Source organism: Methylobacterium sp. 142-1Y (assembly GCF_057747795.1).
The window spans coordinates 3,072,670-3,097,892 of sequence record NZ_CM173224.1; the positions used below are offsets into that span (position 1 = coordinate 3,072,670).

The following is a 25,223-nucleotide window of genomic DNA, read 5'->3' on the forward strand; positions in this document are numbered from 1 at the left end:
CGACCCCGATGATCGGCCTATCACAACGATACCGTATCGTTTCGTTATCGGCCAGCCGCCATGCAGCAATCCCACGCCATCTCCCCGGCGCCGCTCAAGCGGCGCAAGGGCCGGCTGATCCTCGGCCTCGTCCTTCTCGCGGGTTTGAGCGGCGGCGGCACCTATGGCTGGCACTGGTGGACGACCGGGCGCTTCCTCGAGACGACCGAGGACGCCTATCTCCAGGCCGACAAGGTCACGGTCGCGCCCCGCATCGCCGGCACCATCGCCGCGGTGCTCGTCGGCGACAACCAGCCGGTCAAGGCCGGCACGGTACTGGCGCGCCTCGACGACCGCGAGTACCGGGTGGCGCTCAAGCAGGCCGAGGCCGACGTCGAGAAGGCGCGGGCCCAGATCCTCGGCACCGCCGCGGCGATCACCCAGGCCCAGGCGCAGGTGCAATCGGCGAAGGCCGAGATCGAGAACACCGAGGCCGGGCTCGACTTCTCGACCAAGGAATACGACCGCTACCGCAACCTGCTCCAGACCGGCTCCGGCACGGTGCAGCGCCAGCAGCAGGCCGATGCCGACCTGCGCCAGAAACGAGCGGCGCGGGACAAGGCGGTCGCCTCGCTCGAAGCCTCGACGAAGCAGGTCGAGAGCCTTCGGGCGCTGGAAGCGAGCGCCCGCGCCACCCTGGAGGGCGCCCAGGCCAAGGTCGAGCAGGCCCGGCTCAACCTCAGCTACACGACCGTGACCGCGCCGATCGACGGCACGATCGGCGACCGCTCCCTGCGGGTCGGGCAGTTCGTCTCCGCCGGGACCGGGCTCCTGACCGTGGTGCCGATGGGCCGCGACATCTACCTGGTGGCGAACTTCAAGGAGACGCAGACCGGCCGCATGATCGAGGGCCAGCCGGTCACCTTCACGGTCGACGCGCTTGGCGAGCACGAATTCGGCGGCCGGATCGAGAGTTTCTCGCCCGGCACCGGCGCGCAATTCGCCCTGCTGCCGCCGGAGAACGCCACCGGCAACTTCACCAAGGTGGTGCAGCGGGTGCCGGTGCGCATCGCGCTCGACGGCGACGATCCCCTGCTCCCCCGCCTGCGCCCGGGCCTCTCGGTCGAGGCGACGGTGCATACACATGGCGCGATCGAGCCGGGCGGCGGACATCGCCCCGCCACCGCCCTCGTCAGCGAGGCGCTGCCGCGATGAATCCGGAGACGAAGGCCAGTCCCCGCGACTGGCTCGCGGTGTTCGGCGCGATCCTGGGCGCCTTCACGGCGATCCTCGACATCCAGATCACCAACGCCTCGCTCGCCGACATCCAGGGCGCGCTCGGCGCCTCGACGGAAGAGGGCAGCTGGATCTCGACCGCCTACCTGATGGCCGAGATCATCGTGATCCCGCTCACCGGCTGGCTCTCCTCGGTGATCGGGCTGCGGCGCTATCTCGCCGTCAACACCATCCTGTTCACCGGCTTCTCGCTCGCCTGCGCGCTCTCGACCAACTTGAGCCAGATGATCCTGTTCCGGGCCGGCCAGGGCTTCACCGGCGGGGTGCTGATCCCGACGGCGATCGTGATCGTGCGGACCCGGCTGCCGAAGAGCCAGCAGGCCGTCGGCATCGCGTTGTTCGGGCTCACCGCCACCTTCGCGCCGGCGATCGGCCCGACGGTCGGCGGCTGGCTCACCGACAACCTGTCCTGGCACTACATCTTCTACCTGAACCTAATCTTCGGCCCCCTCGCCGCCGCGATCCAGCTCGGCGCCTTCGAATCGGTGCCGGCGCGCTGGGGCGAATTGCTGAAGGGCGACTGGATCGGCATCGGCCTGATGGCGACCGGCCTGCCGGCCCTGACCTTCGTGTTGGAGGAAGGCCAGCGCAAGGACTGGTTCGGCTCGCCCGTCATCGTCAAGGCGAGCCTTCTGGCGGTTCTCGGCATCGCCGGCTTCATCATCCGCGAGCTGACCGCCGAACGGCCCTTCATCAACCTCAGGGTGCTGGCCAACCGCTCGGTCGGCGGCGCCTGCATGCTGATGACGGTGCTGGGCGCCGTCTCGTTCGGCTCGATCTACATCATCCCGGTCTATTGCGCCCAGATTCAGGGCTACAACGCCGAGCAGATCGGCCACGTGGTGATGTGGTCGGGCCTGCCGCAGCTCGTGCTGTTCCCGATGATGCCGCTCATCATGCGGAAGGTCGACGCGCGGCTCCTCGTCGTCACCGGGACCCTGTTCTTCATCGCGAGCTGCTGGATCAATGTCGGGCTGACCCACGATGTCGGCGCCGACCAGCTGATCCTGCCGCAGCTGATGCGGGCGATCGGCCAGCCGCTCTTCACCATCCCGCTGTCGCAGCTCTCGACCGCCGGCCTGGCGCCGCGCGACACGGCGGATGCCTCGGCCCTGTCCAACATGATGCGCAACCTCGGCGGCTCGATCGGCATCGCCATGCTGTCGACGATGATCGAGCGGCGCGAGCACATGCACTTCTCGGTTCTGGCCGAGGCGATCACCGTCAACGCCACCCGCACCCAGGAGCGCCTGGCGGCTGTGGCGGCGGGGCTGCACGGCCACATCGCCGATCCGCTGGCTGCCAAGGCCGCGGCGGTCGGAATGCTGGCGCAACAGGTGCGGCGCGAGGCCTATGTGATGGCCTACGCGGACGGGTTCTGGCTCGTCGGGGTGAGCCTGGTGCTCAGCCTCGCGGTCGTGGCGATCCTGAAGAAGCCGCCGCGGTCGGGGGGGCCGATCGAGGCGCATTGAACGGGCCGCCTCACGGCTCCCCGGCGAATCCGAGCCGCGCCCGCACCTCCCCCGGGCGCGTCCCGCGCTCGCGCAACGCCGCCAGCGCCTCGGAGCCCAGGCTCTTCGACAGCTTCTGCCCCGCCGCGTCGCGGATCAGGCCGTGATGGTGGTAGCGCGGGGTCGGCAGGCCGAGCAGGCGCTGGAGCAGCACGTGGAGATCGGTGGCGGCTTCGAGGTCCCGGCCGCGAACCACGTGGGTGATTCCTTGCGCGGCGTCGTCGAGCACCACGGCGAGGTGGTAGCTCGTCGGCACGTCCTTGCGGGCGAGGACCGCGTCGCCCCAGCGGGCCGGATCCGCAAACCGGATCGCGTCGGGCTCGCCCGGCGCGAAGGCGGTGTAGGTGTGAGGCCCGGGGCAGAGTGCCAGCGCCCGCGCACTGTCGAGGCGCCAGGCATGAGGCTCCTGCGGGACCGCCCTGCCCCGGCATGTGCCGGGATAGAGCGGCGCCCCGTCCGGATCGCGGGCCTCGCCCGACGCCGCCTGGATCTCCCGCCGGGTACAGGTGCAGGGATAGACGAGGCCCCGCGCCCGAAGATCGTCGAGGGCGGCGCGGTAGGTGGACATCCGGGCCGACTGGCGCCAGACCGGGTCCGGGAAGCTGAGGCCGAGCCAGGCGAGGTCGTCGATCAGGCCGTTCGTCAGTTCCGGCCGGCAGCGGAGCGGGTCGATGTCCTCGATGCGCAGCAGCAGATCACCGTGCAGCGCCCGGGCGAACTGCGCGTTGAGGAGGGCCGAATAGGCGTGGCCGAGATGCAGGCGCCCGTTCGGGCTCGGGGCGAAGCGCAGGCGGGGAGACGGCACGGCGGCATGCGGACGAAGACTGATCCTCACGCCATAAGCCCGCCCGAGGCCGGCGTCACGGGCCCGCTGCTCGATTCCGAGGCCGCCCTGCGCGAGGGGATGGCGGCGCTGGCGGCGCGCGATCCGGTGATGGCGCGGCTGGTGGCGCAAGGCGCGCAACCGGTCTTGCGCAAGCGCGCGCCCGGCTTCGAGGGGCTCGCCGGCATCGTGGTGGGACAGCAGATCTCGACCGCCGCTGCCTCGGCGATCTGGGGCCGGCTGACCGCCGGCCTGCCGGACCTCACCGCCGAGACCCTGACGGAGGCGCCGGACGAGATGTTGCGCGGGGCCGGCCTGTCGGCGCCGAAGATCCGCACCTTGAGGGCGGCGGCGGAGGCCGTCATCGGTGGCGCCCTGCCCCTCGATACCCTGCACACGCGTTCGGCCGACGAGGCCCACCGCCTGATGGTGGCGGTGCACGGCATCGGGCCCTGGACGGCGGATGTCTACCTGCTGTTCTGCCTCGGCCATCCCGACGCGTTCCCCGCCGGGGATCTCGCCCTTCAGGAAGCGGCGCGCCTCGCCGACGGCCTGGAGACCCGGCCGAACCCTGCGGCCCTCATAGCCCGGGCCGAGGCGTGGCGGCCCTGGCGCGGGGTCGCCGCCAAGGTGCTGTGGGCCTATTACCGGGTGGCGAAAGCGCGCGACGGCGCGCCCCTTCCCTCGTAGATCGCGCGACGGCGCGCCCCTTCCGTCCTGAGCCGCATGGAGCCCGACCCGATGCCGATCCTCACCGGCCCGCGCCTGATGCCCCGCTCTGGGGCGAAGCCGCGCCATCTCGTCGTCCTGCTGCACGGCTTCGGCGCCGACGGCAACGACCTGATCGACCTCGCCCAGGAATGGCAGCCGCTCCTGCCCGACGCCGCCTTCGTGGCGCCGCACGCGCCCGAGCCCTGCATCCAGGGTTTCGGCCGGCAATGGTTCTCCCTCACCTTCCGCGATCCGCACGAGCGCTGGCGCGGGGTGAACCGGGCCGGCCCGACGCTGGATGCCTTCCTCGATGCTGAGCTCGAGGCCCTGGGGTTGGGGCCGCACCAATTGGCGCTGGTGGGGTTCAGCCAGGGCTGCATGATGGCCCTGCATGTCGCCTTGCGCAGGCCCGCCCCGGTGGCGGCGGTCGTCGGCCTGTCCGGCATGCTGGTGATGGAGGAGGGCCAGGGGCCCGAGAGCCTGAAGCCGCAGGTCCGGGCGGTGCCGCCGGTCCTCCTCGCCCATGGCGACCAAGACGAGGTGATTCCGGTCGACGCAATGTTCCTCTCCGCGGAAGCCCTGGCGGCGGCCGACGTGCCGGCGGAGTGGCATCTCTCCGCCGGGATCGGCCACGGCATCGACGACGGCGCCCTGCACCATGCCGGGCACTTCCTCGCCGCGGGCTTCGCCCGGGCGGCGCGGCGCGTTTAGCCCCGCGCCTCCTTCAGCGCCGCCGCAGCACCGGCCCGCAGCAGGGCGCCGTCGCCCGAGAGCGCGATCAGGTCGAAGCCCTCGGCGATCAGCTCGCGGGTGCGCGGGCCGGACAGGGAGTAGATGCCGATCCGCTTGCCCGCCGCCCGGGTGCGCGCCATGGCGTGCTTGAGCGCGTCGCGCACCGCCGCGCCGTCGGGGTCGAGGCCGGCGCCGTTCGACAGCGCGATCGAGAGGTCGGAGGGGCCGATGAAGATGCCGTCGATCCCGTCCACCGCGAGGATGTCGTCGAGGGCGCCGAGCGCCTCCCGGGTCTCGATCATCGCCAGCGTCTGGCAGAAGCCGTTGGCCTCCTTGAGATAGGTCTCAGGGGAAAGGCCCGACAGCATCAGGGCCGGGGCCGGGCCCCAGCTGCGCTCGCCGAGCGGCGGGTACTTGGCCATGGCCGCGAAGCGCTTCGCATCCTCCACGGTGTTGACCATCGGGGCGATGATCCCGGAGATACCGGCATCGAGCAGGCGCGACACGGTCGAGAAGCCGCCGACCGGGACCCGCGCCAGGGTCGGCTTGCCGCGGGCCGCGACCAGCGCGACGGTTCGGCTGATGCTGTCGAAGTCGTGGGCGCCGTGCTGCATGTCGAGCGTCACGGTGTCGAACGCCTCGGCGGCGAGCAGCCCCGCGACCGAGGGCTCGGGAATGCCGCACCAGGCGGTGATCAGCGGCTTGCCCTCGCGGAATCGCGCCGCCAGCGCCGCCACCGCGCCGCCCCGTTCCGCCATCGCTCGTTCCGCCATCGTGATCCCTCCCGGATCGGCCGCCGGTTCCCGTGCGGCTCGTACCCGGAGCTTAGGTCAGGCCGGAGGCCTCCGTCGAGGCGCGCAAGCCCCCGTCCGCGACATGCCGCCCCCTCCCGCCACGCTTGCAACTTCGTCACTCGATGAGCATATGGGCGCGACCAACGACCGCAATCCATCGCAGCGGCGTCCGGGCTCTCCCCGGCGCACAGGCTAACGCGTTGTGCTGCCTTCGCGGTTCGGGTAATTTGCCCCCGGCCGCCGGGACGCCCGGAGCGACGCGTCCCCCGGCCCGACCTCCTTACCTCAGAGGTCGCCGCGCCGCGGGTCCCACACGTCGTCAGGAGCCTCGGCCCCATGGACTTCCTCAAACCACGGTACACGCCTATGAACCGCCGCCGTCGCATCTACGAGGGCAAGGCGAAGGTCCTCTACGAGGGTCCCGAGCCCGGCACGCTCATCCAGCATTTCAAGGACGACGCGACCGCCTTCAACGCCAAGAAGCACGAGGTGATCGACGGCAAGGGCGTGCTGAACAACCGGATCTCCGAATTCGTGTTCCAGCACCTCAACGACATCGGCGTGCCGACGCACTTCATCCGCCGGCTGAACATGCGCGAGCAGCTGATCCGCGAGGTCGAGATCATCCCGCTCGAGGTGGTGGTGCGCAACGTGGCGGCGGGCTCGCTGGCAACGCGGCTGGGCCTCGAAGAGGGCACCCAGCTCCCGCGCTCGATCATCGAGTTCTACTACAAGAACGACCAGCTCAACGACCCGATGGTGTCGGAGGAGCACATCACCGCCTTCGGCTGGGCGACGCCGCAGGAGATCGACGACATCATGGCGCTGGCCATCCGGGTCAACGACTTCATGTCGGGTCTCTTCCTCGGCGTCGGCATCCGCCTCGTCGACTTCAAGATGGAGACCGGCCGGCTCTGGGAAGGCGACATGATGCGCATCGTCGTCGCCGACGAGATCTCTCCGGATTCCTGCCGCCTCTGGGACATCAAGAGCCAGGACAAGCTCGACAAGGACCGCTTCCGCAAGGATCTCGGCGGCCTGATCGAGGCCTATACCGAGGTGGCCCGCCGCCTCGGCATCCTGGGCGAGAACGAGAAGGTGCAGACCGGCGGACCGCGCCTGGTGCAGTGACGCAAGGCCGGCTGACGCCGGATTGGGATTGAGGGCGGGGCCGCTTCCGGGAGGGGGCGGCCCCGTCGTCTTTTCAAAGGCTGTAGTCGTAAAACCATAGGTATCACAAAATAGAGCGCATCCCCCTATCCCGTCTGGGAGAGGGGTTAGGGGTGAGGGTGGCGCGCTTCAGTGTAAAGCGCTGAGCGTGGTGCTGGCAGCGGAACGGTCAGTGCTTCACTCGGCAGCGTGTCACCCTCACCCCCTACCCCTCTCCCACGCGGGAGAGGGGATCCCGCGACTTTCTGAAATCAGGTATAACCTCACGGGGGTAGAGCCTCAGCGCAAAGCTGCCCCCTCCCACGCCCTGAGCCGCACATACGTCCCCGCCCGCGGATCGAAGCCGGGATGGTACCAGGGATCGGCATCGAGCCGCGCGCCCCACCGCGCCCGCAACGCCGCCACCTCGGCTTCGTGGCGGCTGCGGGCCTCCGGATTCCAGCGCCGGCTCGCCGCCTCGTGGTGATAGAGCACGGCGCCCGGCACCACCAGGGTCCGGTACCCCGCCGCCTCCAGGCGCAGGCAGAGATCGACGTCGTTGAAATCGACCGCGAAGGTGGTCTCGTCGAACCCGGCGACCGCCCGGAATTTGTCGGCCTCCACCGCCAGGCAGGCCGCCGTCACCGCCGAGACCCGGTGCGTCGCCCGCAAGGAGGCGAGATAGCCCGGCGCCGTGCCGGGGAAGTGGCGGTGGGCGTGGGTGACGAGGCCGCCGGTGCCGAGCACGATGCCGCAATGCTGGATGCGCTCGCGCACGTCGAGGAGCTTCGCGCCGACCGCGCCGATCTCCGGTCGCAGGGCCTCCTCGGCCATCCGCCGCAGCCAGTCGGGCCGGTGGGCCACCACGTCGTTGTTGACGAAGACCAGGAGCCCGCCGCGCGCCTCGTCGGCGGCCCGGTTGTTCATCGCGGCGAAGTTGAACGGGCCGGGGCAGGGCAGCACCCGCACGCCCTCCCCCTCCAGGCGCCGGAAATAGGCGAGCGTGCGCGGATGGCGGCTGTCGTTGTCGCAGACGATGATCTCGAGGGCCGGCCAGTCGGTCTGGGCCCGGATGCTCTCGATGCAGGCCTGCAGCAGCTCGACCCGGTCGCGGGTCGGGATGATGAGGCTGGCGAGCGGCGGCGTGGGCAGGTCGCGGCGCAGGGCCTGGATCCCGCCCCTCGCCTCGACGTGGCCGGCTCCCGCGAGGTGCCGCTCGGCGAGCGTCCGGCGCGATCGGGCCCAGCCCTCGGGTGGCGTGGCCGCGAAGGGCGACCAGGTCGAGAGCAGGCGCGGCAGATGGCGGATCGCCTGCGGGTTTTCGGCCGCGAGCCGCAGCAGCAGGTCGGCGACCTCGGCGCCCGGCAAGGCGGGATCGAGCCCGAGCCGGTCCAGCACCGGCCGGCGGACAGCGACCACCGGGCCGATCGGGTCGGCGGCGAGCAGGTAGTCGGGGTCGAAGGCCGGCCGCAGGACCGGCAGCCGCGGCTCGCCCCTGCCTCCGAGCACCACGGCGTCGCCGTAGAGGGCGCCGAGGCCGGGATCGGCCGTGAATGCCGCGGCGATGGCGTCGAGGGCGCCCGGCACGAGCCGGTGGCCCGGCGCCGTCAGCACGACGAGGGCGGCCGGGGCGGCGGCGCCCGACAGGATCTCGGCCGGGGTGGCGACGCGTAAGCCCGGCACCGCCCCGGCCTCGCCCGCCGGGAGCGGCGGCGGCCGGAAGGCGTGGCGGGCGCCCCACAGGATCGCGGCGCGGTCGCGGGCCCGTACCCGCTTGCCCGCGAGGAGCGCCCGGGCGACGTCCCAGGCCTCGCCCGGGCGCGTCAGCGCCCAAAGAAGCCGGGCGAGCCAGCGCCGGGCGGGCCCGGGCTGTCGGTCCGCGAAGCGCAGGATGTCGAAGGCCGGGTGAGGCGGCAGCCTCATTCCAGCTCCTCCCCGAAGGTCGTGACCGAGAAGGCCGGGTGGTAATACGGGTCGTCCCGGATCACCGGGCGCCAGCGCGCGGCGAAACGATCGCCTTCCGCTTCGAACCGGGCCCGGGCCGCGCCGACGCTGGGCCCTCGGCTGACCGATTCGTGGTGCGCGAGCACGGCCCTCGGGGTCCAGACCGATCGCCAGCCCCGGGCGGAAAGCCGCAGGCAGAGGTCGATGTCGTTGAAATCGACCGGAAACGCCTCGGCATCGAGCCCGCCGACCGCCTCGAACTTGTGCCGCGCCACCGCCAGGCAGGCGGCGGTGACGCCCGCGACCTCGTGCGCGACGGTGAGCCGGCCGAGATGGCCCGGCGTGTCGGCAGGGCGGTTGCGCAGGATGTGCCCGGCCCGGCCGCCGAGCCCGACCACGACCCCGGCATGCTGGATCCGGCCGTTTCCGAACAGGAGCTTCGCTCCGACCGCGCCGACCTCCGGCCGGACGGCCTGACGCACCATCGCGGAGAGCCAGTCCGGGTGCAGCACCTCGACGTCGTTGTTGAGGAGCACCAGGACCGCGCCGCGGCTCGCGCTCGCGCCGTCATTGACGAGGCGGGAGAAGTTGAACGGGCCCGGCCGGTCGAGGCGGCGCACCCGCGGATCGGCGTCCCATTCGGCGTAGAGGGCGGCGACCGCCGGATCGGTCGAGCCGTTATCGACGATGACGAGTTCGAGATTCGGATAGGCGGTGTCGTGCAGTACGCCCCGCACGGCGACGCGCAGCAGTTCCGGCCGGTCGCGGGTCGGGACGATGATCGAGACCGGGGGCGGCGGGTCGGGCAGCGGCCAGTCGAGATCGAGGATGTCGCCGGTCCGCACCATCGCCGCGGGCGAGCCGGCTCGGCGCAGGGCCCGCGACAGGTCGGCGGCGTGGCCGTCGCGATCCGGCGCCTCGGGCGCGGTGCGGCAGAGGATGCGGGGGATGCGTCGGACGCGCTCCGGCCCCGCCAGGGTCGCGGCGAGGAGGAGCGCGCGCGCGCCCTGCCCCGGCGCCAAGCCGCTGCGCGCGACGAGTCCCGCCGCCACCAGGAGCGGCCGCCCGGGATAGAGCGTGGTCAGGGCGAGGTCCGGGCTCCAGCCCGGCTTGAGATGCGGGCGCAGGCCCTCGGGCGTGTCGGCCTCGCTGTCGGCATAGGCGAGGTCGGCGGGCTCCGGCCCGGCGAAGGCGGCGGCGAGATGGGCGAGCGCATCGGGCGCGAGGGCATCGCCGGGACGCAGGAACCCGATCGCCGCTCCCTCCGGCACGGCGTCGGCGGAGATCCGCGGATCGCCGGGGAGGCCGGCGGGCGGCGGGCCCTGCCAGTGCAGAGCGAGGCGCCAGTCGCGGTGGCCCTGCGCCAGCAGGGTCGCGAGGGTGCGCCGGACCGCCTCCTCGTCCCCCGGCCCCGCCTCCAGGATCAGGCCGAGGCCCGGCAGCCCGGGCGGCACCCGGTCGAAGGCGGGCTCGAAGGGCCGGGCATGCTCGGCCTTCCAGGCCGGGTATTGCGCAAGCGGCCTTACGCAGGCGGCGATGCGCAGGGTGTTGCGCAGGCGGCGCGCGTCGCGGCGCAGCCATTGATAGAGCGCGACCGGCAGCTTGTCCGGCCGGCGGCGGGCTCCGATCGCTAGCACGGCCGTCCGGGAGAGAAGCCGCGCCGCCTCTATCCGGAACCCTTCCACTGGGGCGGCGAGCAGGATGTCCGCGGTGCCGGGCGGCACCGGCCCGAGCCAGGAAGCGCGCCCGAGCACCGGGCCGGGCAGCAGCGCATCCTCGTGCGTGCCGTCGGATCGCGGGAAGCGCAGAAGCGGGCGCACGGGCGCGGCGAAGCGGTCGAGGGCATAATCGAGGGCGAGCCAGCGGCCGGCCGTCGGCCGCTCGAAGACCAGGGCGCGGGAAAAATCCGGATCGTCCGGGCGGGGGGCGAGGCGCCAGTTCGCCACCCGGGCGGTCAACCGTCGGCCGGGGCTGAGGCAGCGGGCTTGCGCCGGGGCGCCCGCCCGGGTTTCGGCGAGCTGCCTAGGCCGACCTCGATCTCGAAGTCGCGCGCGAGGTTGGCCGGGACGGAGATCCCGTCCTCCACCACCGTGAAGCTGCCGCTGGCCTGGCCCGCGGGGATCGTCGCGGAGCCCTGGCGGCTGCGCCGGGCGATGATCTGGGTGCCGTTCTTCACCGTGACGGTCACGGGAGCGTTGAAGCGGCCGGGCGCGCCGCCGGGCCCGAGCAGGACCATGCCCTGCACGCCGATGGAGACGATCGTGCCGCCGTTCGGCCCGGGCTGGCAGGAGCGGCTGAGCTGGCCGAGGCGAATCTGCGTCCGCACCGTGCCGCCCGCCATGGTCTGCAGCGAGGAACCGCCCTCGGCCACGTCGATGATCGGGCAGTAGACGTCGTCGGGGCTGGGCGGCGCCTCGGGCGGCTTGGTGGTGCCGCCGTACTTGAAGATGTTGACGAAGGGGTTGCCCTCGTCCGGCGGCGCCGCATTCTGCGCCTGCGCCGGGGCGGCGAGCACGCCCGCCATCAGGGCGAGGCCCAGGGTGGCGAGGCCGCGGAGACAACGAGCCGTCACAATCCTCTCCCGATCGTCGATCACTTCAGGCTGTCGAAGCCTTCCTTGAACCCCTTGAGGGACAGTGGAATGCCCACTCCTTCCTCGGGCGTCTGGAAGACGATGAAGGTGGCCTGCTGGCCGCTCTTGAGCTGGTTGATGAGCTTGTCGTCCATCACCACCTCGGCGACGCAGCCGGTGGAGAGGCAGCGCACGAACGAGGTGCGGCCGATCTCCGCCTGGTCGACCTTCAGGCCGAGGCCGGAGGGCAGGAGCACGCCGAGCGGCGCCACCACCCGCAGCAGGGTGCCGCGGTTGTCGGCGGTCTTCAGCACGATCACCACCAGGGACAGGTTCGGCCGGTCCTCGGCGGCGACGTACTGCACCAGGGCGCATTGCTCGGCCTTGGCGCCGGCGGGCGTCTCGCAGCGCAGCTGCCAGTCGTCGAAGGTCTGCTTGACCGCGCCCTGCGCCAGGGCGGCACCGGCCGGCAGTCCGAGAGCGAGTCCGAGTCCGAGGGCGGCGGCCCGCACCCGGCGTCCGATCCGTCGCAATCTGTCTCCCACGCCGTTCACCGCTCCGCTGCCCCGGCCATCCGCCGGCCCGGGGGCGTTCCGACCACGGGGCCGGGATGCTGTCAAGCCGAGGCGCCCTCCCGTGATCGGGAACCCGTGCCGCCGAACCGGCTTAGCTTGATGATCGAGCCGGGCCGCGTCCGGGGCCGTATGCCGTTAGTGGTTGCGCATGGTTTTACGGTTCATATCGGATCGACCGACCCGGATCAGCCCCGCCCCGCTCGCGAGAGCCGCCCGAGAACCGACGACCATGAGACTCGCCGCCACCTCCCTCGCCTTCCTGGTCCTGGCCGCCGGATATGCCGAAGCCCAGTCGCTGCCGATCGGCGAGACCACCTATGTCGAGCGCTCGCTCAATCGGGATGCGACGCTGACGATCGAGCACCCACCGGTGCCCCGCAACCCGCGCGGGCGCCGGGCCTCGCGCTCGGCCGAGATTGCCGGGTTCTGCCGCGACGGCGGGATCATCCGGCGCCGGGGCGAGAACGGCGAGGTCATCCTGCGTCAGCGCGAGAATTGCGACAGCATCGCGCCCCGCACCCTCAATCCCGGCCACGTCGATCCGCGCCCGGCCTGGCCGGCGGAGCGTGTGGTGGTTGTGCGCACCAAGGGCTGAGCGGCAGAACTGTTTTGATCACGACAGAATGAACACCCTCCGGGTCATTCCGGGCTCCGCTTCGCGGCTCCGGAATGACCCGGAGGGTTTGAGATTTTGCAGGGCCCATCGAAACAGGCTCTCGGCCCGATCAACCGTAGCGGTGCAACTCCGTGCCGTGCCGCTTCAGCCAGGTCTCGGGCTCGTCGTAGCCCGGGGAGAGTTTTTTCACGACGCGCCAGAACCGGTCCGAGTGGTTCATCTCGGCGAGGTGCGCGACCTCGTGCGCGGCCAGATAGTCGAGCACCGTCGGTGGCGCCATGATGAGGCGCCAGGAAAAATTCAGGTGGCCGGCGGCGGAGCACGAGCCCCAGCGGCTGCGGGTGTCGCGCACGGTCAGGCGCTTCGGCGTCCGGCCGAGCGCCCCGGCATGGCGCGCCACCGCTTCGCCGAGGTCGCGACGCGCCTCGGCCTCCAGGAAGTCCCGCACCCGGCGCGCCACGTGGGGCAGGCCGCAGGAGACCGCGATCACCGGCGTGCCGTCCGGCTCCGTCGTGGCCAAGGTCGCACCGGAGGTGGTCGACCAATGCAGGATGCGGTGGGGTACGCCGCGCAGCGGCACCGTCGCGCCCGGTACGAAGGCGATGCGTTCCGGAAGCTTCGCCACCCGGGTGGCGATCCAGGCACCGTGCGAATCGGCGAAGCGTTGCGCGGCGGCGAGGTCGGTGCGCTCCGGCAGCGTGAGCACGATCTCGCCGGTGGCGCTCGACACCCGCAGGGTGATGCGCCGCGCCGCCGCGCGGCGGCGCACGGTGACCGGGTAGCAGGTGCCGGCGTGGATGACGGTGACGTGGGTGGGTTCGGGCGCCGAACGGCGAAGGAGCGCGACTCGCATGCCACCCTTGTACCCGGGAGACCCGGAGCCTGTCAGCGTCCCGGTTCGCCGCGCGAGGCCGAAGAAGCCTGCGAACCAGGCGCGCAGGCGACGCATCGGCGACGTCGTCATGGTGAAAGGGGTGATGGCAGAGGGCCGGCGCCGCCGAGGCGGCGCCGGACGGGGAGGATCAGGAGGCCTCGCGCAAGTCGGCGAGGGCCTGCGTGCCCTGCATCTCGTGCATGAAGGCGGAGATGCGCGGCGCGATATTGGCCCGGAAGCGCGAGCCGTTGAACACGCCGTAATGGCCGACGCCCTGCTGCAGGTGGTAGAGCTTGCGCTCCGCGTCCAGGTTCGGCGTCAGGTCGAGGGCCGCGAGCGTCTGGCCGACGCCGGAGATGTCGTCCTTTTCGCCCTCCACCGCCATGATGGCGCAGTGGCGGATCGCGGTCGGATCGACCGGCTTGTCGCGGTGGCGCATCGTGCCCTTCGGCAGGGCGTGCTCGACGAAGACGGTGTTGACGGTCTGGAGGTAGAACTCCGCCGTCAGGTCCATCACCGACAGGTACTCGTCGTAGAACTCGCGATGCTTCTCGGCCGAGTCGCCGTCGTCGCGCACCAGGTGCTTGAACATGTCCCAATGCGCCGTCAGGTGACGGTCGAGGTTCATGCCCATGAAGCCGGAGAGCTGGAAGAAGCCCGGATAGACCTCGCGCCAGGTGCCGGGATAGCCCGGGGGCACCACGGTGATGCAGTTGCGCTTGAACCAGTCCGAGCCGCGCTCGGCGGCGAGGCAGTTCACGGCGGTGGGCGAGCGGCGGGTGTCGATCGGGCCGCCCATCAGGGTCATCGAGGTCGGCACGCCCGGCATGCCCTCGGCCTCCATCCGGGCGACGGCGGCGAAGACCGGCACCGAGGGCTGGCACACCGCGATCACGTGCAGGTCCGGCCCCAGGGCCTGGAACATCTCGATCAGGTAGTCGATGTAATCGTCGAGGTCGAAGCGGCCGGCCTCGAGCGGCACCATGCGGGCGTCGATCCAGTCGGTGATCATCACCTCGTGGGCGGGCAGCATCGCCTCGACGGTGCCGCGCAGCAGGGTCGCGTAGTGGCCCGACATCGGCGCCACCACCAGCACCTTCGGCTGGGCCTGGGTCGTCGGGCGCTTCAGGGCGCGGTCGAACTTGATCACCTGGCAGAACGGCTTCGACCACACGACCCGCTCGGTCACGTCCGTCACCATGCCCTCGACCACCGTGCGGGGCAGGTTGAAGGCCGGCTTGCCGTAGCGCCGCGTCGTGCGCTCGAACATCTCGCAGGCCGCCGACACGGTCCGGCCGTAGGGCGTGTAGGTGATCGGGTTGACGGGATTCTTGAACACGAGCTGCGTGGCGTCGGCGGCCGCTCGGGCAGGCGTCAACATCCAGTGCGCGGCTTCATACCAGAAATACGAGAGATCCATGACGCCACCGTCCACGATTGACCCAGGGGCGCGCGCACCGCCCGCCGGGAGACGCCTGTCCCGATTGGGAGCCAGGACAATAGAGGTCCGATATTGAAGGGCAACACTTACGGAAATCCAAGGTGTCAAAAGGTGGAACCGTGTCCTTTTTACCTCAACTCCCACGTGTGCCTTGTGCGGTGCGGCATGCAGCCCGGACTCGCCATGCGCCGATCCTGAACCGGCTCCTCCACCGTTAGAGGCAACGCACTGGAGCGCGAAGGGTTTCCGGCTCCGCGCCCTGGCCGGCGGGCGGGCGCGCACTATGGTTTCGAGCATGTTCGAAACCTTGCAGACCGATCTGGTGCGCGATGCCCGCCACCTGCGCCTCGACACTCTGGTGCGGCTGCGCTGGCTCGCGGTGGCGGGCCAGGGCGCGGCGGTGGCCGGCGCCCATCTCGGGCTCGGCCTGCCCCTGCCCTTCGGCTGGTGCTTCCTCGTCATCGCGGCCTCGTCCTGGCTCAACCTCACCCTGCGGATCCGCTACCCGGCCAGTCACCGGCTCAGCGACGACGCCGCGGTGCTGCTGCTCGCCTTCGACATCATCCAGCTCGCCGCCCTTCTCTTCCTCACCGGGGGCCTCCAGAATCCCTTCGCCCTGCTGTTCCTCGCCCCCGTGCTGATCTCCGCCACCGCCCTGCCCCCGGCCCGGACCCTGGCGCTCGGGCTCCTGGCGGTCGGCCTCTCGACGCTCCTCGCCCTGGTCTACCGGCCGCTGCCGTGGTTCGCCGGAGAGACGCTCGAACTGCCGTTCCTGTACGTGTCGGGCGTCTGGACCGCGATCCTGCTCGGAACCGCCTTTACGGGAGTTTACGCCTGGCGCGTCGCCGAGGAGGCGCGCCAGCTCGCCCAGGCGCTGGCCGCCACCGAGCTGGTGCTCGCCCGCGAGCAGCACCTGTCGCAGCTCGACGGGCTGGCGGCGGCGGCCGCCCACGAGCTCGGCACGCCGCTCGCCACCATCACGGTGGTGGCCAAGGAACTCGACCGGCAGCTCGGGCCGACGGCCTCCCCGAGCGTCGCCGAGGACCTGGCGCTGCTGCGCGACCAGGTCGAGCGCTGCCGCGGCATCCTCGCCAAGCTCACATCCCTCGATGCCGACCAGGGCGGCTTCATCGAGACCATTTCCTTGAGCCACCTCGTCGAGGAACTGGTGGCACCGCAGCGCGCGCTCGGCATCGTGCTCGACGTGACGACAAAGGGCGACGGGCCGGAGCCGGCCTGCCGGCGCAACCCGGGCGTGATGTTCGGGCTCGCCAATATCGTCGACAACGCGGTCGACTTCGCGGAAAGCTGCGTGGCGATCGAGGCGCGCTGGAGCCCGGACCGGGTCTCGCTGGAGATCCGCGACGACGGGCCGGGTTTCGCCCCCGACGTGCTGCTGCGGGTCGGCGAGCCCTATGTCAGCACCCGCAGTGCCGCCCAGGAGGGCGGCACCGGCCTCGGCCTCGGCCTCTTCATCGCCAAGACGCTCATCGAGCGCTCCGGCGCGCAGCTGACCCTCGCCAACGCGGTCGATCCCTCGACCGGCGCGGTGGTGCGGATCGCCTGGCCTCGTCACGTTTTCGAGAGGGAGGCCAAAGGCGGTCGAAACACGGGTACGGGGGATGCCGCACCCCTGACGCAGGCTCGCGACGTTCCTATATAGTTCTCTCAATAGACTGATTGAACTTCGCAAGGAGCGTCGCCGGATGACGCAATACGGAACGTTAAGCCCGGAGGCCCCGGCCGGCACCATCCCGGAGGGCGACGCCCTCCTCAACCATGCCGACCGCAGCCTGCTGATCGTGGACGACGACAAGCCGTTCTCGACCCGCCTCGCCCGGGCCATGGAGGCCCGCGGCTACCAGGTCCATGTCGCGGAAAGCGTGGCCGAGGGTGTCTCGGCGGTGGACGCGAAGCCGCCGGCCTTCGCCGTCATCGACATGCGGCTCGGCGACGGCAACGGCCTCGACGTGATCGCCCGGCTGAAGGAGCGCCGGCCGGAGGCTCGCGGCGTGATCCTCACCGGTTACGGCAACATCGCCACCGCCGTCACCGCGGTGAAGCTCGGCGCCTTCGACTACCTGGCAAAGCCCGCCGACGCCGACGAGATCCACGGCACCCTGATGGCCGAGCCCGGCGAGCGGGCCGACCCGCCCGAGAACCCGATGTCGGCCGACCGGGTGCGCTGGGAGCACATCCAGCGGGTCTACGAGCTGTGCGGCCGCAACGTCTCGGAGACGGCGCGCCGGTTGAACATGCACCGGCGGACGTTGCAGCGGATCCTGGCCAAGCGCGCGCCGCGCTGAGGCGGGCTGATGGAGGAGAGCGGAGGGCTTGGCGCCGGGAGGTGCCGGGCCCTCCGCATGTTGGGGATACACTTGGGGAACCCGTGACGACGATTGGGTTCGACAATCCTGGCAGATGATGGCGCGCGTGCCTCTTGCCCGTGACGCGACGTGCGGACGACCCCCACGCCTGATGGTCCTCAAATCCTGTGGGCGGCGCCGTGACAATGCACCTCGCCTATACCTGGCTTCCGGTCGCATCCGCGTCCATCCACGAACTCGACCAAGTCGTGGTTCGCACGAATGTGAAAGGCGATAAGGCAGAAACCATTCGCGAAGGTTCGTGCGGGACGGTGCTATCGATTCTCGGCGACGGTGCAGCGTATCTGGTCGAGTCCGAGAATCAGAGATTTTCAGAGAACGGCCATCCGATCCCGGTCCTCGCGACCGTCGAGCTGGCGAAGCTGGAGCTGATACCGGGGGCAACGCGTGCAGACCTTGCACCCAGTGCCACCCATTAGATTCGCAATCGATACCCTCAAGATATCTGGTTACCTTCCGAAATTGTCCCATCCGAATGGTGGGCCGAAAGCTCGATATTTCATCAACTGCGGTTTTGATCCGTTTGAGCCCAACCTGCTGGCAGCAGCGCTTCTGGCGCATCCGACACTGCCGAGCAGTGTCTCCCAACCACCAAAAGTCACCATCTACGACGTGCGCTTCCTATTCGGAGGGCCGATCGAGTCGCCGACAGGTCTGACCGGGCGCGTGACATCCGTGTGGCAAGTCCTTCCGTCGGATTCCGTTGGACGGCTCATCACCGCCTACCCGTTCTGATCCGGCGTCATCGGCAGGACGACGGTCCGCCGAAGCTGTGACCGGTCGGGCTCGGTAGCTCACAAACCCGCCGCTCCCCCATCCGACCGCGGATCATGCGTCGCCTCGATCCGCCCGTTGCCGGGATGGCGCACCAAGAGGCCGGCATGGCCCAGCGAGTCGATGTACGAGCCGCCCAGCTCCTCGACCTCGTGCCCCATCCGCGACAAGGCCGCGATGCAGGCGGAGTCGAACCGGTCCTCGACCTTCACGGTCATCGAGTTGGCGCCCCAGGTGCGGCCGAACAGGAAGCGCGGGGCATCCACCGCCTCGGCGACGCCCATCCCATACGTTGCATAGCGGGTGAAGACCTGAGCCTGGAATTGCGGCTGCCCGTCGCCACCCATGCTGCCGTAGGAGAGCACCCGCCCGTCGGCCAGCACGGCCATGGCCGGGTTGAGGGTGTGGAACGGCCGCCGTCCCGGCTCCAGCGGATTGACCGCCTGCGGATCGAGGGAGAAAGCGACGCCGCGATTCTGCCAGGTGAGGCCGGTGCGCGGCAGGACGACGCCCGAGCCGAACTCCCAGTAGACCGACTGGATGTAGGACACCGCGACGCCGTTCTGGTCGATCGCCCCCATCCACACCGTGTCGCCGTCGCCGACCGGGCGGACCGGATAAGGCGAGGCCCGGTCCATGCGGATCGCCGCGGCCTCCGCCGCCAGCCGCTCCGGCGCCAGGAAACTCGCGGGGTCGTGGCGCAGGCGGTCGTAATCGGTCACCACCGCGTCGCGGATCCGGAAGGCCCGCTTCGTCGCCTCGATCAGGCCGTGATAATGCGCCGCCGTCTCGGGGCGGATGGTGCCCAGACGCTCGTAGAGACCGAGGATCAGGAGTGCGGCGAGGCCCTGGCTCGGCGGCGGGCAATTGTAGACCGTCCCGCCCGACAGCTTGAGCAACAGCGGCGCCCGCGACACCGCCCGGTAGCGCTCGATGTCGGTGCGGATGACCGGGCTGCCGGCCCGTTCCAGGTCGGCGGCGATCTCGCGGCCGATATCGCCGCGATAAAAATCCTCCAGCCCGGCATGGCCGAGCTGGTCGAGGGTGGCGGCGAGCGCCGGCAGCTTGCGCAGGGTCCCGGCCTTCGGGATCTGGCCGTCGATCAGGAAGGTTTCCTTGAAGCCCGGCTGGTCGTGGAGCGTGTCGAGTTCCTTCGGCACGTAGCGCGCCTCGGAGGGGGATACCGCGACGCCCTCGCGGGCGTGCCGGACGGCATCTGAGAGCAGCAGGTCGAGGGGCAGGCGCCCGCCGAGGTCGCGGGCGATCCCGCGGGCGAGCGCCCAGCCGCCGACCGCGCCGGCCACCGTCAGGGCCGCGTCGGGCCCCCGCTCGGGGATCGTCTCGTAGCCCTTGTCGCGGTAGCGCCGGATCGTCGCGAGGCTGCCGGCCGGGCCGCAGGCCTCGATCGCCCGCACCACGCCGTTCGGGCCGCGGATCAGCCAGAAGCCGTCGCCGCCAAGCCCGTTCATGTGCGGATAGACCACCGCGATGGTCGCCGCCATGGCGAGCATCGCCTCGACGGCGTTGCCGCCCTCCTGGAGGATCGCCCGTCCGGCCTCGGCCGCGAGGTGGTGGGGAGCCGCACAGGCGGCGCGGGAGAAGACGGGGGTCTCGGGCATCGGGGCTTCGGATGACTCTGGGTTTACGGCGACGTGACGAGTTGGCGAGGCGGGTCCCGCGCGGTTGCGCGGTGCCTGCGGTTCAGGCTAGTCCCCGGAGCCATGAAACGATAGGCGCTTCGCTCGCCCGTCGCCCCGCCACACATCAACCAAGGGTCAGGCCGCGTGCCCGCATCACGATCCCTCAAGCCCCGCAGCCTCCTCACCATCCTCAGCATCATGGTGCTGGTCGGCGTCGAGGTCTTCGCGGTGGCGATCGCGGCGGGCTGGGCGCTCGCCGGCATCTTCGAGCTCGGCGACACCGTCGGCCACGTGCTGATGGGGCTGTTCAGCCTGCTGGCCCTCTACCTCATGGTCCAGCTGTGGCAACGGGCCACCAGCATCGAGCCGATCCGCTAAGGGCCCGCCGATGATCGACCGCCGCACGCTGCTTGCCGGCGCCGCGCTCCTGCTCGGTTCCGGCCCTCAAGTTTTGAGCGCCGAGCTGCCTCTCGGGAAACCGGAGGTCTTCAGCTTCGACGCCCTCAAGGCGCGGGCGCGGGAGATGGCCGGCCGGCCCTACGCGGCGCCCGCCATCCCCGACCGCGACGTGCTTCAGGCGATCGACTACGACGCCCACGGCAAGCTGAAATTCAAGCCCGACCACGCGCTCTGGGCCGACGGCCCGAGCGCCTTTCCGGTCACCTTCTTCCATCTCGGCCGCTACTTCCAGAAGCCGGTGCGGATGCACGTGGTCGAGGGGGATCAGGCGCGGGAGATCATCTACGACCCGGCCGCCTTCGAGATGCCGGCGGATTCGCCGGCCCGGCGGCTGCCGCCGAATCCGGGCTTTGCGGGCTTCCGCTTCCAGGAGCGCCGCGGCGGCCCCCTCGACTGGCGCCGCAACGACTGGGTCGCCTTCCTCGGCGCCTCGTATTTCCGGGCGATCGGCGAACTCTACCAATACGGCCTCTCGGCAAGGGGCCTTGCCCTCGACACCGTGATGCCGGACCGGCCGGAGGAATTCCCGGACTTCACCCATGTCTGGTTCGAGACCCCGGCGGCGGAATCCGACACCGTCACGGTGCTGGCGCTCCTCGACGGGCCCTCGGCCGCCGGCGCCTACCGCTTCAAGATGCGCCGCACCAAGTCGGTGGTGATGGACATCGAGGCAAGCCTGCACCTGCGCAAGGATGTCGGCCGCTTCGGCCTGGCACCGCTGACCTCGATGTACTGGTTCTCCGAGACCGCCAAGCCCACCGCCGTGGACTGGCGCCCGGAGGTGCACGATTCCGACGGCCTCGCGCTGTGGACCGGCACCGGCGAGCGGATCTGGCGCCCGCTGCGCAACCCGCCCCGCACCATGGTCTCGGCCTTCTCCGACGAGCGCCCGCGCGGCTTCGGCCTGATGCAGCGCGACCGCCTGTTCGACCACTACCAGGACGGCGTCTATTACGACCGCAGGCCCTCGCTCTGGGTCGAGCCCCTGGGTGATTGGGGCAAGGGCAGCGTCCAGCTGGTCGAGAACGCCACCGACGACGAGATCCACGACAACGTCGTGGCGATGTGGGTGCCAGCTACGCCCGCTCGCGCCGGGTCCTCGCACGATCTCGCCTATCGCCTGCACTGGGTCGCGGACGAGCCCTATCCGAGCAACCTCGCCCGCGTCGTCGCCACCCGCGAGGGCAATGGCGGCCAGGCCGGCACCGACCGGCCGAAGGGCGTGCGCAAGTTCGTGGTCGAGTTCCTGGGCGAGCCGCTCGGCCGCCTGCCCGCCGGGGTGAAGCCGGAACCGGTGCTCACCGCGTCGCGCGGCGCCTTCCCCCTCGCCCGCACCGAGGCGGTACCGGACGACGTGCCGGGCCATTGGCGGGCCGAGTTCGACCTGGCGGTGACGGGGGCGGAGCCGGTGGAGTTGCGGCTGTTCCTGCGTCGCGGGGACGAGACCCTGAGCGAGACCTGGACGTATCAGTACATTCCGGCGGCGTGACGCCGTTGCTTCCTGGATCATCGTCCGACGAAACGGCCATCGGATCGTCGGACAATGATCTAGTCATCGTAGTGCCATCGACATTGCGCGATCTCGAGGGTATGGGTCGAGCTAGAACCACTCACGCGATAGACGAGTCGGTGCTCCCCCGAGATCCGGCGCGACCACCAACCCTTGAGCTTGAACTTCAAAGGCTCGGGCTTGCCCGTCCCCGTGAAGGGGGTGCGTTTGATCTCCTTGATGAGAGCATTGATCCGTTCCAGCGTGGCCGTGTTCTCACCCTGCCAGAACAAATAATCGCTCCAGGCATCGTCCGAGAAGGTCAACTTCATCCCCCGGCGGCCCCCTTGGGCTGATCGGGTTCGATGAGCGCGCGCTCGATCGTTTGACCTGCGTCGAGCTGCTCGATCGACCGCATCAGTCGCCGGGCGTTGGCGGGCGTGCCCAGCAGGTGCAGGGTCTCCCGGAGGCTCTCCAACTCGGCGAGTGGCAGCAACACCAGCGGTTCGTGACCCTGGCGGGTGACGACAAGCTCTTCCCGGTCACGCTCGACCCTGTCGAAATGGGCGGCGATGCTCTGTCGAAAGTCGGTCAGGCTCACATGGGTCATGGCTGGTCTCTGTACGCCATCACGTACATAGCTTGTGCCGACATTGCCGCCAAGGGGCCGTGCATCGTGAGCTGTCGGTATCACGTGTGGACCTCGTCGGCTCTCGGTGTCCGCCGCCACACAGTCCGGGGCCGAGTTGCCTTCGCAGGGCACATGGATGCCCCTATCCCAGCCGGGCGCGTGTCCAGCACTGTGCGCTTGCTCCAGGCAGGGCAAGATCGAGGCAGGCCGTGGTTTTGCGGCTCGCCCGGACGGTCGCAAAGAAGCCCCGCGGCTCCCGCCGCGGGGCTTCTTGCGTTCATCTCAGGTCAGGCTGCTTCAGCCCACCCGCACCCGCCAGATCTCCTCGGCGTATTCCCGCATGGTCCGGTCCGACGAGAACCACGCGGTCCGCGCCGTGTTGAGGATCGCCGACTTCCACCAGGTCCTGGGCTTGCGCCACGCCGCATCGACCTCGCGCTGGGCCCGCCAGTAATCGTCGAAATCGGCGGTGAGCAGGAAGCGGTCGCCGTGGGTCAGTTCGTCGACGAGCGGGCGGAAGCGGCCCGGCTCGCCCGGCGAGAACCCGCCCGCGGCGATTATGTCGAGGGCAGCCCGCAGGCGGGGCGAGGCCGCGATGGCCCGTCCGGCGTAGCCCGGCTGGCTCTGCGTGCGCTGGACGCCGGCGGCGTCGAGGCCGAAGATGAAGATGTTGTCGGGACCGACATGGTCCTTGATCTCGATATTGGCGCCGTCGAGCGTGCCGATGGTCAGCGCGCCGTTGAGCGCCAGCTTCATGTTGCCGGTGCCCGAGGCCTCCAGGCCGGCGGTCGAGATCTGCTCCGAGAGGTCGGCGGCCGGGATGATCGATTCGGCGAGGCTCACCGAGTAGTTCGGCACGAAGGCCACGGTCAGCCGCCCGGCCACGTCCGGATCGGCATTGACGCGCTTGGCGACGTCGCTGGCGAGCCGGATGATCAGCTTGGCCTGATGGTAGCTCGGCGCCGCCTTGCCGGCGAAGAGCTTGACCCGGGGCGTCCAGTCCCGGTGCGGCTCGGCCTTGATCGCCTGGTAGAGCGCGACCGTCTCCAGGATGTTGAGGAGCTGGCGCTTGTACTCGTGGATGCGCTTGATCTGGACGTCGAACAGGGCGTCGGGATCGAGGGTGATGCCGGCGCGCTCCTCGACCACGCGGGCGAGCGCCTCCTTGCGCTCCCGGCGCACCGCCGCGTAGCGCGCCTGGAAGGCGGCATCGTCGGCGAAGGCGGCGAGCCCTTCGAGGTGGCGCGGATCGTCGAGAACCTTCGCACCGACCGCCTCGACGGCGAGCGCGGTGAGCCCCGGATTGGCGTTGTGGAGCCAGCGCCGGAAGGTGATGCCGTTGGTCTTGTTGACGATCTTGTCGGTGTCGAGGGCGTGGAGCGGCGCGAACACCGTCTGGCGCATCAGCTCGGTGTGGAGCGCCGAGACGCCGTTGACCCGGCGCGCGCCCAGGAAGGCGAGATGGCCCATGCGGACGCGCTTGCCGTGGCTCTCGTCGATCAGCGAGACCTCGGCGAGGTGCTCGGGCGAGCTGCCGTGCTTCGCCACCTCCTCGAGGTGCATCCAGTTGATCAGGTAGATGATCTGCATGTGGCGCGGCAGCAGCCGCTCCATCAGCTCCACCGGCCAGGTCTCCAGGGCCTCCGGCATCAGGGTGTGGTTGGTGTAGCCCAGCGTCTGGGTGGTGACGTGCCAGGCATCCTCCCAGGCCATGCCGTGCACGTCGACGAGGAGGCGCATCAGCTCCGGCACGGCGATGGCCGGGTGGGTGTCGTTGAGCTGGATCGCCGCGTGGTCGGGCAGCGAGCGCAGGTCGCCGCGCTCGACGACGTGACGGCGCACCAGGTCCTGGAGCGAGGCCGAGGTGAAGAAGAACTCCTGGCGCAGGCGCAGTTCCTGGCCGGCCGGCGTGCCGTCGCTCGGATAGAGCACCCGCGAGATCGCCTCGGCCCGGGCGCGCTCGGCGACCGCGCCGACATGGTCGCCGGCATTGAAGCGGGCGAGGTCGATCGCCTCCGGCGCGCGGGCGGCCCACAGGCGCAAGGCGTTGACGTGCTTGGCGCCACGGCCGATCACCGGGGTGTCGTAGGGCACGGCGCGCACGGTCTCGGCCGGGCGCCAGACCCGGCGCAGCGTGCCGTCGGGCTGGACGCTCATGGCGACGTCGCCGCCGAAGCCGACATCGCAGGCGGCCTCCGCCCGCTCGAACTCCCAGGGGTTGCCTTCGGACAGCCAGGTCTCCGGCACCTCGCGCTGCACCCCGTCCTCGATCACCTGCCGAAACAGGCCGTGATCGTAGCGGATGCCGTAGCCGTAGGCGGGAATCGCCAGGCTCGCCATGCTCTCCATGAAGCATGCGGCCAGCCGTCCGAGGCCGCCATTGCCGAGCGCCGCATCAGGCTCGGCACCCGCCACCGCGTCGAGATCGACGTCGAGGCCCGCGAGCGCCGCCCGCACGGTCTCGGCAACGCCGAGATTGCCCATCGCGTCGGAGAGCAGGCGGCCGATCAGGAATTCGAGGGAGAGGTAATGCACGCGCTTCGGGGGCACGATCCCGGCCGAGATGGCACTGGCGGCGACCGCCCGGTCGCGCAGGGCCAGAGCCGTGGCGACGAACCAGTCGCGGTCGCGCGCCGTCGCGGGCGTCTTGCCCAGGGCATAGGCGAGCTTGGCCAGGATCGCGGTGCGCATCACCGTGACCTCGTCGCCCGCCGGCGCGGCGGGCGCGGCGAGCGGCATCCAGGAGCGCGTCGCTTCGGCGGCCTGCGCCTCGCGCGAAGCCTCGTCGCGCTGGCGACCGGACAGATGAACTTCGTTCAGCACCTT

At 70.6% G+C, this 25,223-nt stretch carries 24 protein-coding genes; 12 read left to right on the top strand and 12 right to left on the bottom strand.

Going from position 1 to position 25,223, the window contains the following annotated elements; all coding sequences use genetic code 11:
* The first annotated feature begins 60 nt into the window (after positions 1-60).
* Together AC3AOF_RS13935 and AC3AOF_RS13940 are read left to right on the top strand one after the other, a co-directional pair.
* Entirely contained in the window at positions 61-1,194 is a 1,134-nt protein-coding gene (locus AC3AOF_RS13935; RefSeq protein ID WP_488348839.1) for an HlyD family secretion protein, read from the top strand.
* Positions 1,191-2,747 carry an MDR family MFS transporter gene (locus AC3AOF_RS13940; protein ID WP_488348840.1) on the top strand — a complete coding sequence of 519 codons (1,557 nt, stop codon included), beginning with the start codon at positions 1,191-1,193 and terminating at the stop codon, positions 2,745-2,747. The genes AC3AOF_RS13935 and AC3AOF_RS13940 overlap by 4 nt, the downstream gene beginning before the upstream one ends.
* A 10-nt stretch (positions 2,748-2,757) precedes the next feature.
* Here AC3AOF_RS13940 and gluQRS read toward each other — a convergent pair whose 3' ends face one another.
* Positions 2,758-3,591 (bottom strand): tRNA glutamyl-Q(34) synthetase GluQRS, encoded by an 834-nt coding sequence (gene gluQRS / locus AC3AOF_RS13945; RefSeq protein ID WP_236990237.1) that lies wholly within the window; start codon positions 3,589-3,591, stop codon positions 2,758-2,760.
* 6 nt (positions 3,592-3,597) lie between these two features.
* On the opposite strand from gluQRS, the gene AC3AOF_RS13950 reads away from it, so the two are divergent.
* Together AC3AOF_RS13950 and AC3AOF_RS13955 are read left to right on the top strand one after the other, a co-directional pair.
* Complete coding sequence (locus AC3AOF_RS13950; RefSeq protein ID WP_488348841.1) at positions 3,598-4,299, top strand: DNA-3-methyladenine glycosylase family protein; 702 nt, start codon at positions 3,598-3,600, stop codon at positions 4,297-4,299.
* Positions 4,300-4,350: 51 nt separating this feature from the next.
* Positions 4,351-5,031 carry an alpha/beta hydrolase gene (locus tag AC3AOF_RS13955; RefSeq protein ID WP_488348842.1) on the top strand — a complete coding sequence of 227 codons (681 nt, stop codon included), beginning with the start codon at positions 4,351-4,353 and terminating at the stop codon, positions 5,029-5,031.
* Here the strand turns inward: AC3AOF_RS13955 and AC3AOF_RS13960 are convergent.
* A complete protein-coding gene (locus AC3AOF_RS13960; protein ID WP_488348989.1) occupies positions 5,028-5,810 on the bottom strand; it encodes an HpcH/HpaI aldolase family protein in 783 nt (260 codons plus the stop codon). The two genes, AC3AOF_RS13955 and AC3AOF_RS13960, sit on opposite strands and share 4 nt — an antisense overlap.
* A 372-nt stretch (positions 5,811-6,182) precedes the next feature.
* Here AC3AOF_RS13960 and purC point away from each other — a divergent pair, with 372 nt between their 5' ends.
* Entirely contained in the window at positions 6,183-6,977 is a 795-nt protein-coding gene (purC, locus tag AC3AOF_RS13965) for a phosphoribosylaminoimidazolesuccinocarboxamide synthase (protein ID WP_063928401.1), read from the top strand.
* 318 nt (positions 6,978-7,295) lie between these two features.
* Here the strand turns inward: purC and AC3AOF_RS13970 are convergent, their stop codons facing one another.
* From AC3AOF_RS13970 to AC3AOF_RS13985, 4 genes are read right to left on the bottom strand one after another with little or no spacing between them, the layout of a single operon-like run.
* On the bottom strand, positions 7,296-8,918 hold the full coding sequence (locus AC3AOF_RS13970; RefSeq protein ID WP_488348843.1) for a glycosyltransferase: 1,623 nt from the start codon (positions 8,916-8,918) through the stop codon (positions 7,296-7,298).
* A complete protein-coding gene (locus AC3AOF_RS13975) occupies positions 8,915-10,885 on the bottom strand; it encodes a glycosyltransferase (protein ID WP_488348844.1) in 1,971 nt (656 codons plus the stop codon). Before AC3AOF_RS13975 ends, AC3AOF_RS13970 begins: the two co-directional genes overlap by 4 nt.
* Before the next feature lie 8 nt (positions 10,886-10,893).
* On the bottom strand, positions 10,894-11,511 hold the full coding sequence (locus AC3AOF_RS13980) for a hypothetical protein (RefSeq protein WP_236990232.1): 618 nt from the start codon (positions 11,509-11,511) through the stop codon (positions 10,894-10,896).
* Between the two features lie 20 nt (positions 11,512-11,531).
* Entirely contained in the window at positions 11,532-12,035 is a 504-nt protein-coding gene (locus AC3AOF_RS13985) for an invasion associated locus B family protein (protein WP_236992796.1), read from the bottom strand.
* Between the two features lie 280 nt (positions 12,036-12,315).
* Here AC3AOF_RS13985 and AC3AOF_RS13990 point away from each other — a divergent pair, with 280 nt between their 5' ends.
* Positions 12,316-12,681: a hypothetical protein gene (locus AC3AOF_RS13990; RefSeq protein ID WP_236990231.1), complete on the top strand. Its 366-nt coding sequence runs from the start codon at positions 12,316-12,318 to the stop codon at positions 12,679-12,681.
* A 130-nt stretch (positions 12,682-12,811) separates the two neighbouring features.
* Here AC3AOF_RS13990 and AC3AOF_RS13995 read toward each other — a convergent pair whose 3' ends face one another.
* Together AC3AOF_RS13995 and AC3AOF_RS14000 are read right to left on the bottom strand one after the other, a co-directional pair.
* On the bottom strand, positions 12,812-13,555 hold the full coding sequence (locus AC3AOF_RS13995; RefSeq protein ID WP_236990230.1) for a M48 family metallopeptidase: 744 nt from the start codon (positions 13,553-13,555) through the stop codon (positions 12,812-12,814).
* Between the two features lie 169 nt (positions 13,556-13,724).
* A complete protein-coding gene (locus AC3AOF_RS14000; protein ID WP_488348845.1) occupies positions 13,725-14,996 on the bottom strand; it encodes a polyhydroxyalkanoate depolymerase in 1,272 nt (423 codons plus the stop codon).
* Positions 14,997-15,312: 316 nt separating this feature from the next.
* Between AC3AOF_RS14000 and AC3AOF_RS14005 the strand changes: the two genes are divergently transcribed.
* The 4 genes from AC3AOF_RS14005 to AC3AOF_RS14020 all read left to right on the top strand — a co-directional run bounded on the left by AC3AOF_RS14005 (position 15,313) and on the right by AC3AOF_RS14020 (position 18,139).
* Complete coding sequence (locus AC3AOF_RS14005) at positions 15,313-16,680, top strand: ActS/PrrB/RegB family redox-sensitive histidine kinase (RefSeq protein ID WP_236990228.1); 1,368 nt, start codon at positions 15,313-15,315, stop codon at positions 16,678-16,680.
* A 43-nt stretch (positions 16,681-16,723) separates the two neighbouring features.
* Positions 16,724-17,323 carry an ActR/PrrA/RegA family redox response regulator transcription factor gene (locus AC3AOF_RS14010; protein ID WP_236990227.1) on the top strand — a complete coding sequence of 200 codons (600 nt, stop codon included), beginning with the start codon at positions 16,724-16,726 and terminating at the stop codon, positions 17,321-17,323.
* 206 nt (positions 17,324-17,529) lie between these two features.
* Positions 17,530-17,823 (top strand): hypothetical protein, encoded by a 294-nt coding sequence (locus tag AC3AOF_RS14015; protein WP_488348846.1) that lies wholly within the window; start codon positions 17,530-17,532, stop codon positions 17,821-17,823.
* Positions 17,810-18,139, top strand: coding sequence for a DUF6883 domain-containing protein (locus AC3AOF_RS14020; protein ID WP_488348990.1), 330 nt, complete (start codon positions 17,810-17,812; stop codon positions 18,137-18,139). Before AC3AOF_RS14015 ends, AC3AOF_RS14020 begins: the two co-directional genes overlap by 14 nt.
* A 59-nt stretch (positions 18,140-18,198) precedes the next feature.
* On the opposite strand, the gene AC3AOF_RS14025 is transcribed toward AC3AOF_RS14020, so the two are convergent.
* The gene (locus tag AC3AOF_RS14025) at positions 18,199-19,797 is read right to left on the bottom strand and encodes a gamma-glutamyltransferase family protein (protein WP_488348847.1); all 1,599 of its coding nucleotides are present in this window, start codon (positions 19,795-19,797) and stop codon (positions 18,199-18,201) included.
* A 219-nt stretch (positions 19,798-20,016) separates the two neighbouring features.
* Between AC3AOF_RS14025 and AC3AOF_RS14030 the strand changes: the two genes are divergently transcribed.
* Together AC3AOF_RS14030 and AC3AOF_RS14035 are read left to right on the top strand one after the other, a co-directional pair.
* Positions 20,017-20,196, top strand: a complete 180-nt coding sequence (locus AC3AOF_RS14030) for a hypothetical protein (protein WP_488348991.1) — start codon at positions 20,017-20,019, stop codon at positions 20,194-20,196.
* Positions 20,197-20,206: 10 nt separating this feature from the next.
* The gene (locus AC3AOF_RS14035) at positions 20,207-21,766 is read left to right on the top strand and encodes an OpgD/OpgG family glucan biosynthesis protein (RefSeq protein WP_488348848.1); all 1,560 of its coding nucleotides are present in this window, start codon (positions 20,207-20,209) and stop codon (positions 21,764-21,766) included.
* Positions 21,767-21,825: 59 nt separating this feature from the next.
* On the opposite strand, the gene AC3AOF_RS14040 is transcribed toward AC3AOF_RS14035, so the two are convergent.
* The 3 genes from AC3AOF_RS14040 to AC3AOF_RS14050 all read right to left on the bottom strand — a co-directional run bounded on the left by AC3AOF_RS14040 (position 21,826) and on the right by AC3AOF_RS14050 (position 25,220).
* A complete protein-coding gene (locus AC3AOF_RS14040; protein ID WP_236990223.1) occupies positions 21,826-22,098 on the bottom strand; it encodes a Txe/YoeB family addiction module toxin in 273 nt (90 codons plus the stop codon).
* Positions 22,095-22,376, bottom strand: a complete 282-nt coding sequence (locus tag AC3AOF_RS14045) for a type II toxin-antitoxin system Phd/YefM family antitoxin (protein ID WP_236990222.1) — start codon at positions 22,374-22,376, stop codon at positions 22,095-22,097. Before AC3AOF_RS14045 ends, AC3AOF_RS14040 begins: the two co-directional genes overlap by 4 nt.
* A 318-nt stretch (positions 22,377-22,694) precedes the next feature.
* Positions 22,695-25,220, bottom strand: a complete 2,526-nt coding sequence (locus tag AC3AOF_RS14050; RefSeq protein WP_488348849.1) for a glycogen/starch/alpha-glucan phosphorylase — start codon at positions 25,218-25,220, stop codon at positions 22,695-22,697.
* Positions 25,221-25,223: the final 3 nt, after the last annotated feature.

Coding starts and splice junctions, on each gene's coding strand:
- AC3AOF_RS13935 (WP_488348839.1), top strand. CDS start 61: ATGCAGCAATCCCACGCCATCTCCCCGGCGCCGCTCAAGCGGCGCAAG.
- AC3AOF_RS13940 (WP_488348840.1), top strand. CDS start 1,191: ATGAATCCGGAGACGAAGGCCAGTCCCCGCGACTGGCTCGCGGTGTTC.
- AC3AOF_RS13950 (WP_488348841.1), top strand. CDS start 3,598: ATGCGGACGAAGACTGATCCTCACGCCATAAGCCCGCCCGAGGCCGGC.
- AC3AOF_RS13955 (WP_488348842.1), top strand. CDS start 4,351: ATGCCGATCCTCACCGGCCCGCGCCTGATGCCCCGCTCTGGGGCGAAG.
- AC3AOF_RS13960 (WP_488348989.1), bottom strand. CDS start 5,810: ATGGCGGAACGGGGCGGCGCGGTGGCGGCGCTGGCGGCGCGATTCCGC.
- purC (WP_063928401.1), top strand. CDS start 6,183: ATGGACTTCCTCAAACCACGGTACACGCCTATGAACCGCCGCCGTCGC.
- AC3AOF_RS13970 (WP_488348843.1), bottom strand. CDS start 8,918: ATGAGGCTGCCGCCTCACCCGGCCTTCGACATCCTGCGCTTCGCGGAC.
- AC3AOF_RS13990 (WP_236990231.1), top strand. CDS start 12,316: ATGAGACTCGCCGCCACCTCCCTCGCCTTCCTGGTCCTGGCCGCCGGA.
- AC3AOF_RS13995 (WP_236990230.1), bottom strand. CDS start 13,555: ATGCGAGTCGCGCTCCTTCGCCGTTCGGCGCCCGAACCCACCCACGTC.
- AC3AOF_RS14000 (WP_488348845.1), bottom strand. CDS start 14,996: ATGGATCTCTCGTATTTCTGGTATGAAGCCGCGCACTGGATGTTGACG.
- AC3AOF_RS14005 (WP_236990228.1), top strand. CDS start 15,313: ATGTTCGAAACCTTGCAGACCGATCTGGTGCGCGATGCCCGCCACCTG.
- AC3AOF_RS14010 (WP_236990227.1), top strand. CDS start 16,724: ATGACGCAATACGGAACGTTAAGCCCGGAGGCCCCGGCCGGCACCATC.
- AC3AOF_RS14015 (WP_488348846.1), top strand. CDS start 17,530: ATGCACCTCGCCTATACCTGGCTTCCGGTCGCATCCGCGTCCATCCAC.
- AC3AOF_RS14025 (WP_488348847.1), bottom strand. CDS start 19,797: ATGCCCGAGACCCCCGTCTTCTCCCGCGCCGCCTGTGCGGCTCCCCAC.
- AC3AOF_RS14030 (WP_488348991.1), top strand. CDS start 20,017: ATGGTGCTGGTCGGCGTCGAGGTCTTCGCGGTGGCGATCGCGGCGGGC.
- AC3AOF_RS14035 (WP_488348848.1), top strand. CDS start 20,207: ATGATCGACCGCCGCACGCTGCTTGCCGGCGCCGCGCTCCTGCTCGGT.
- AC3AOF_RS14040 (WP_236990223.1), bottom strand. CDS start 22,098: ATGAAGTTGACCTTCTCGGACGATGCCTGGAGCGATTATTTGTTCTGG.
- AC3AOF_RS14045 (WP_236990222.1), bottom strand. CDS start 22,376: ATGACCCATGTGAGCCTGACCGACTTTCGACAGAGCATCGCCGCCCAT.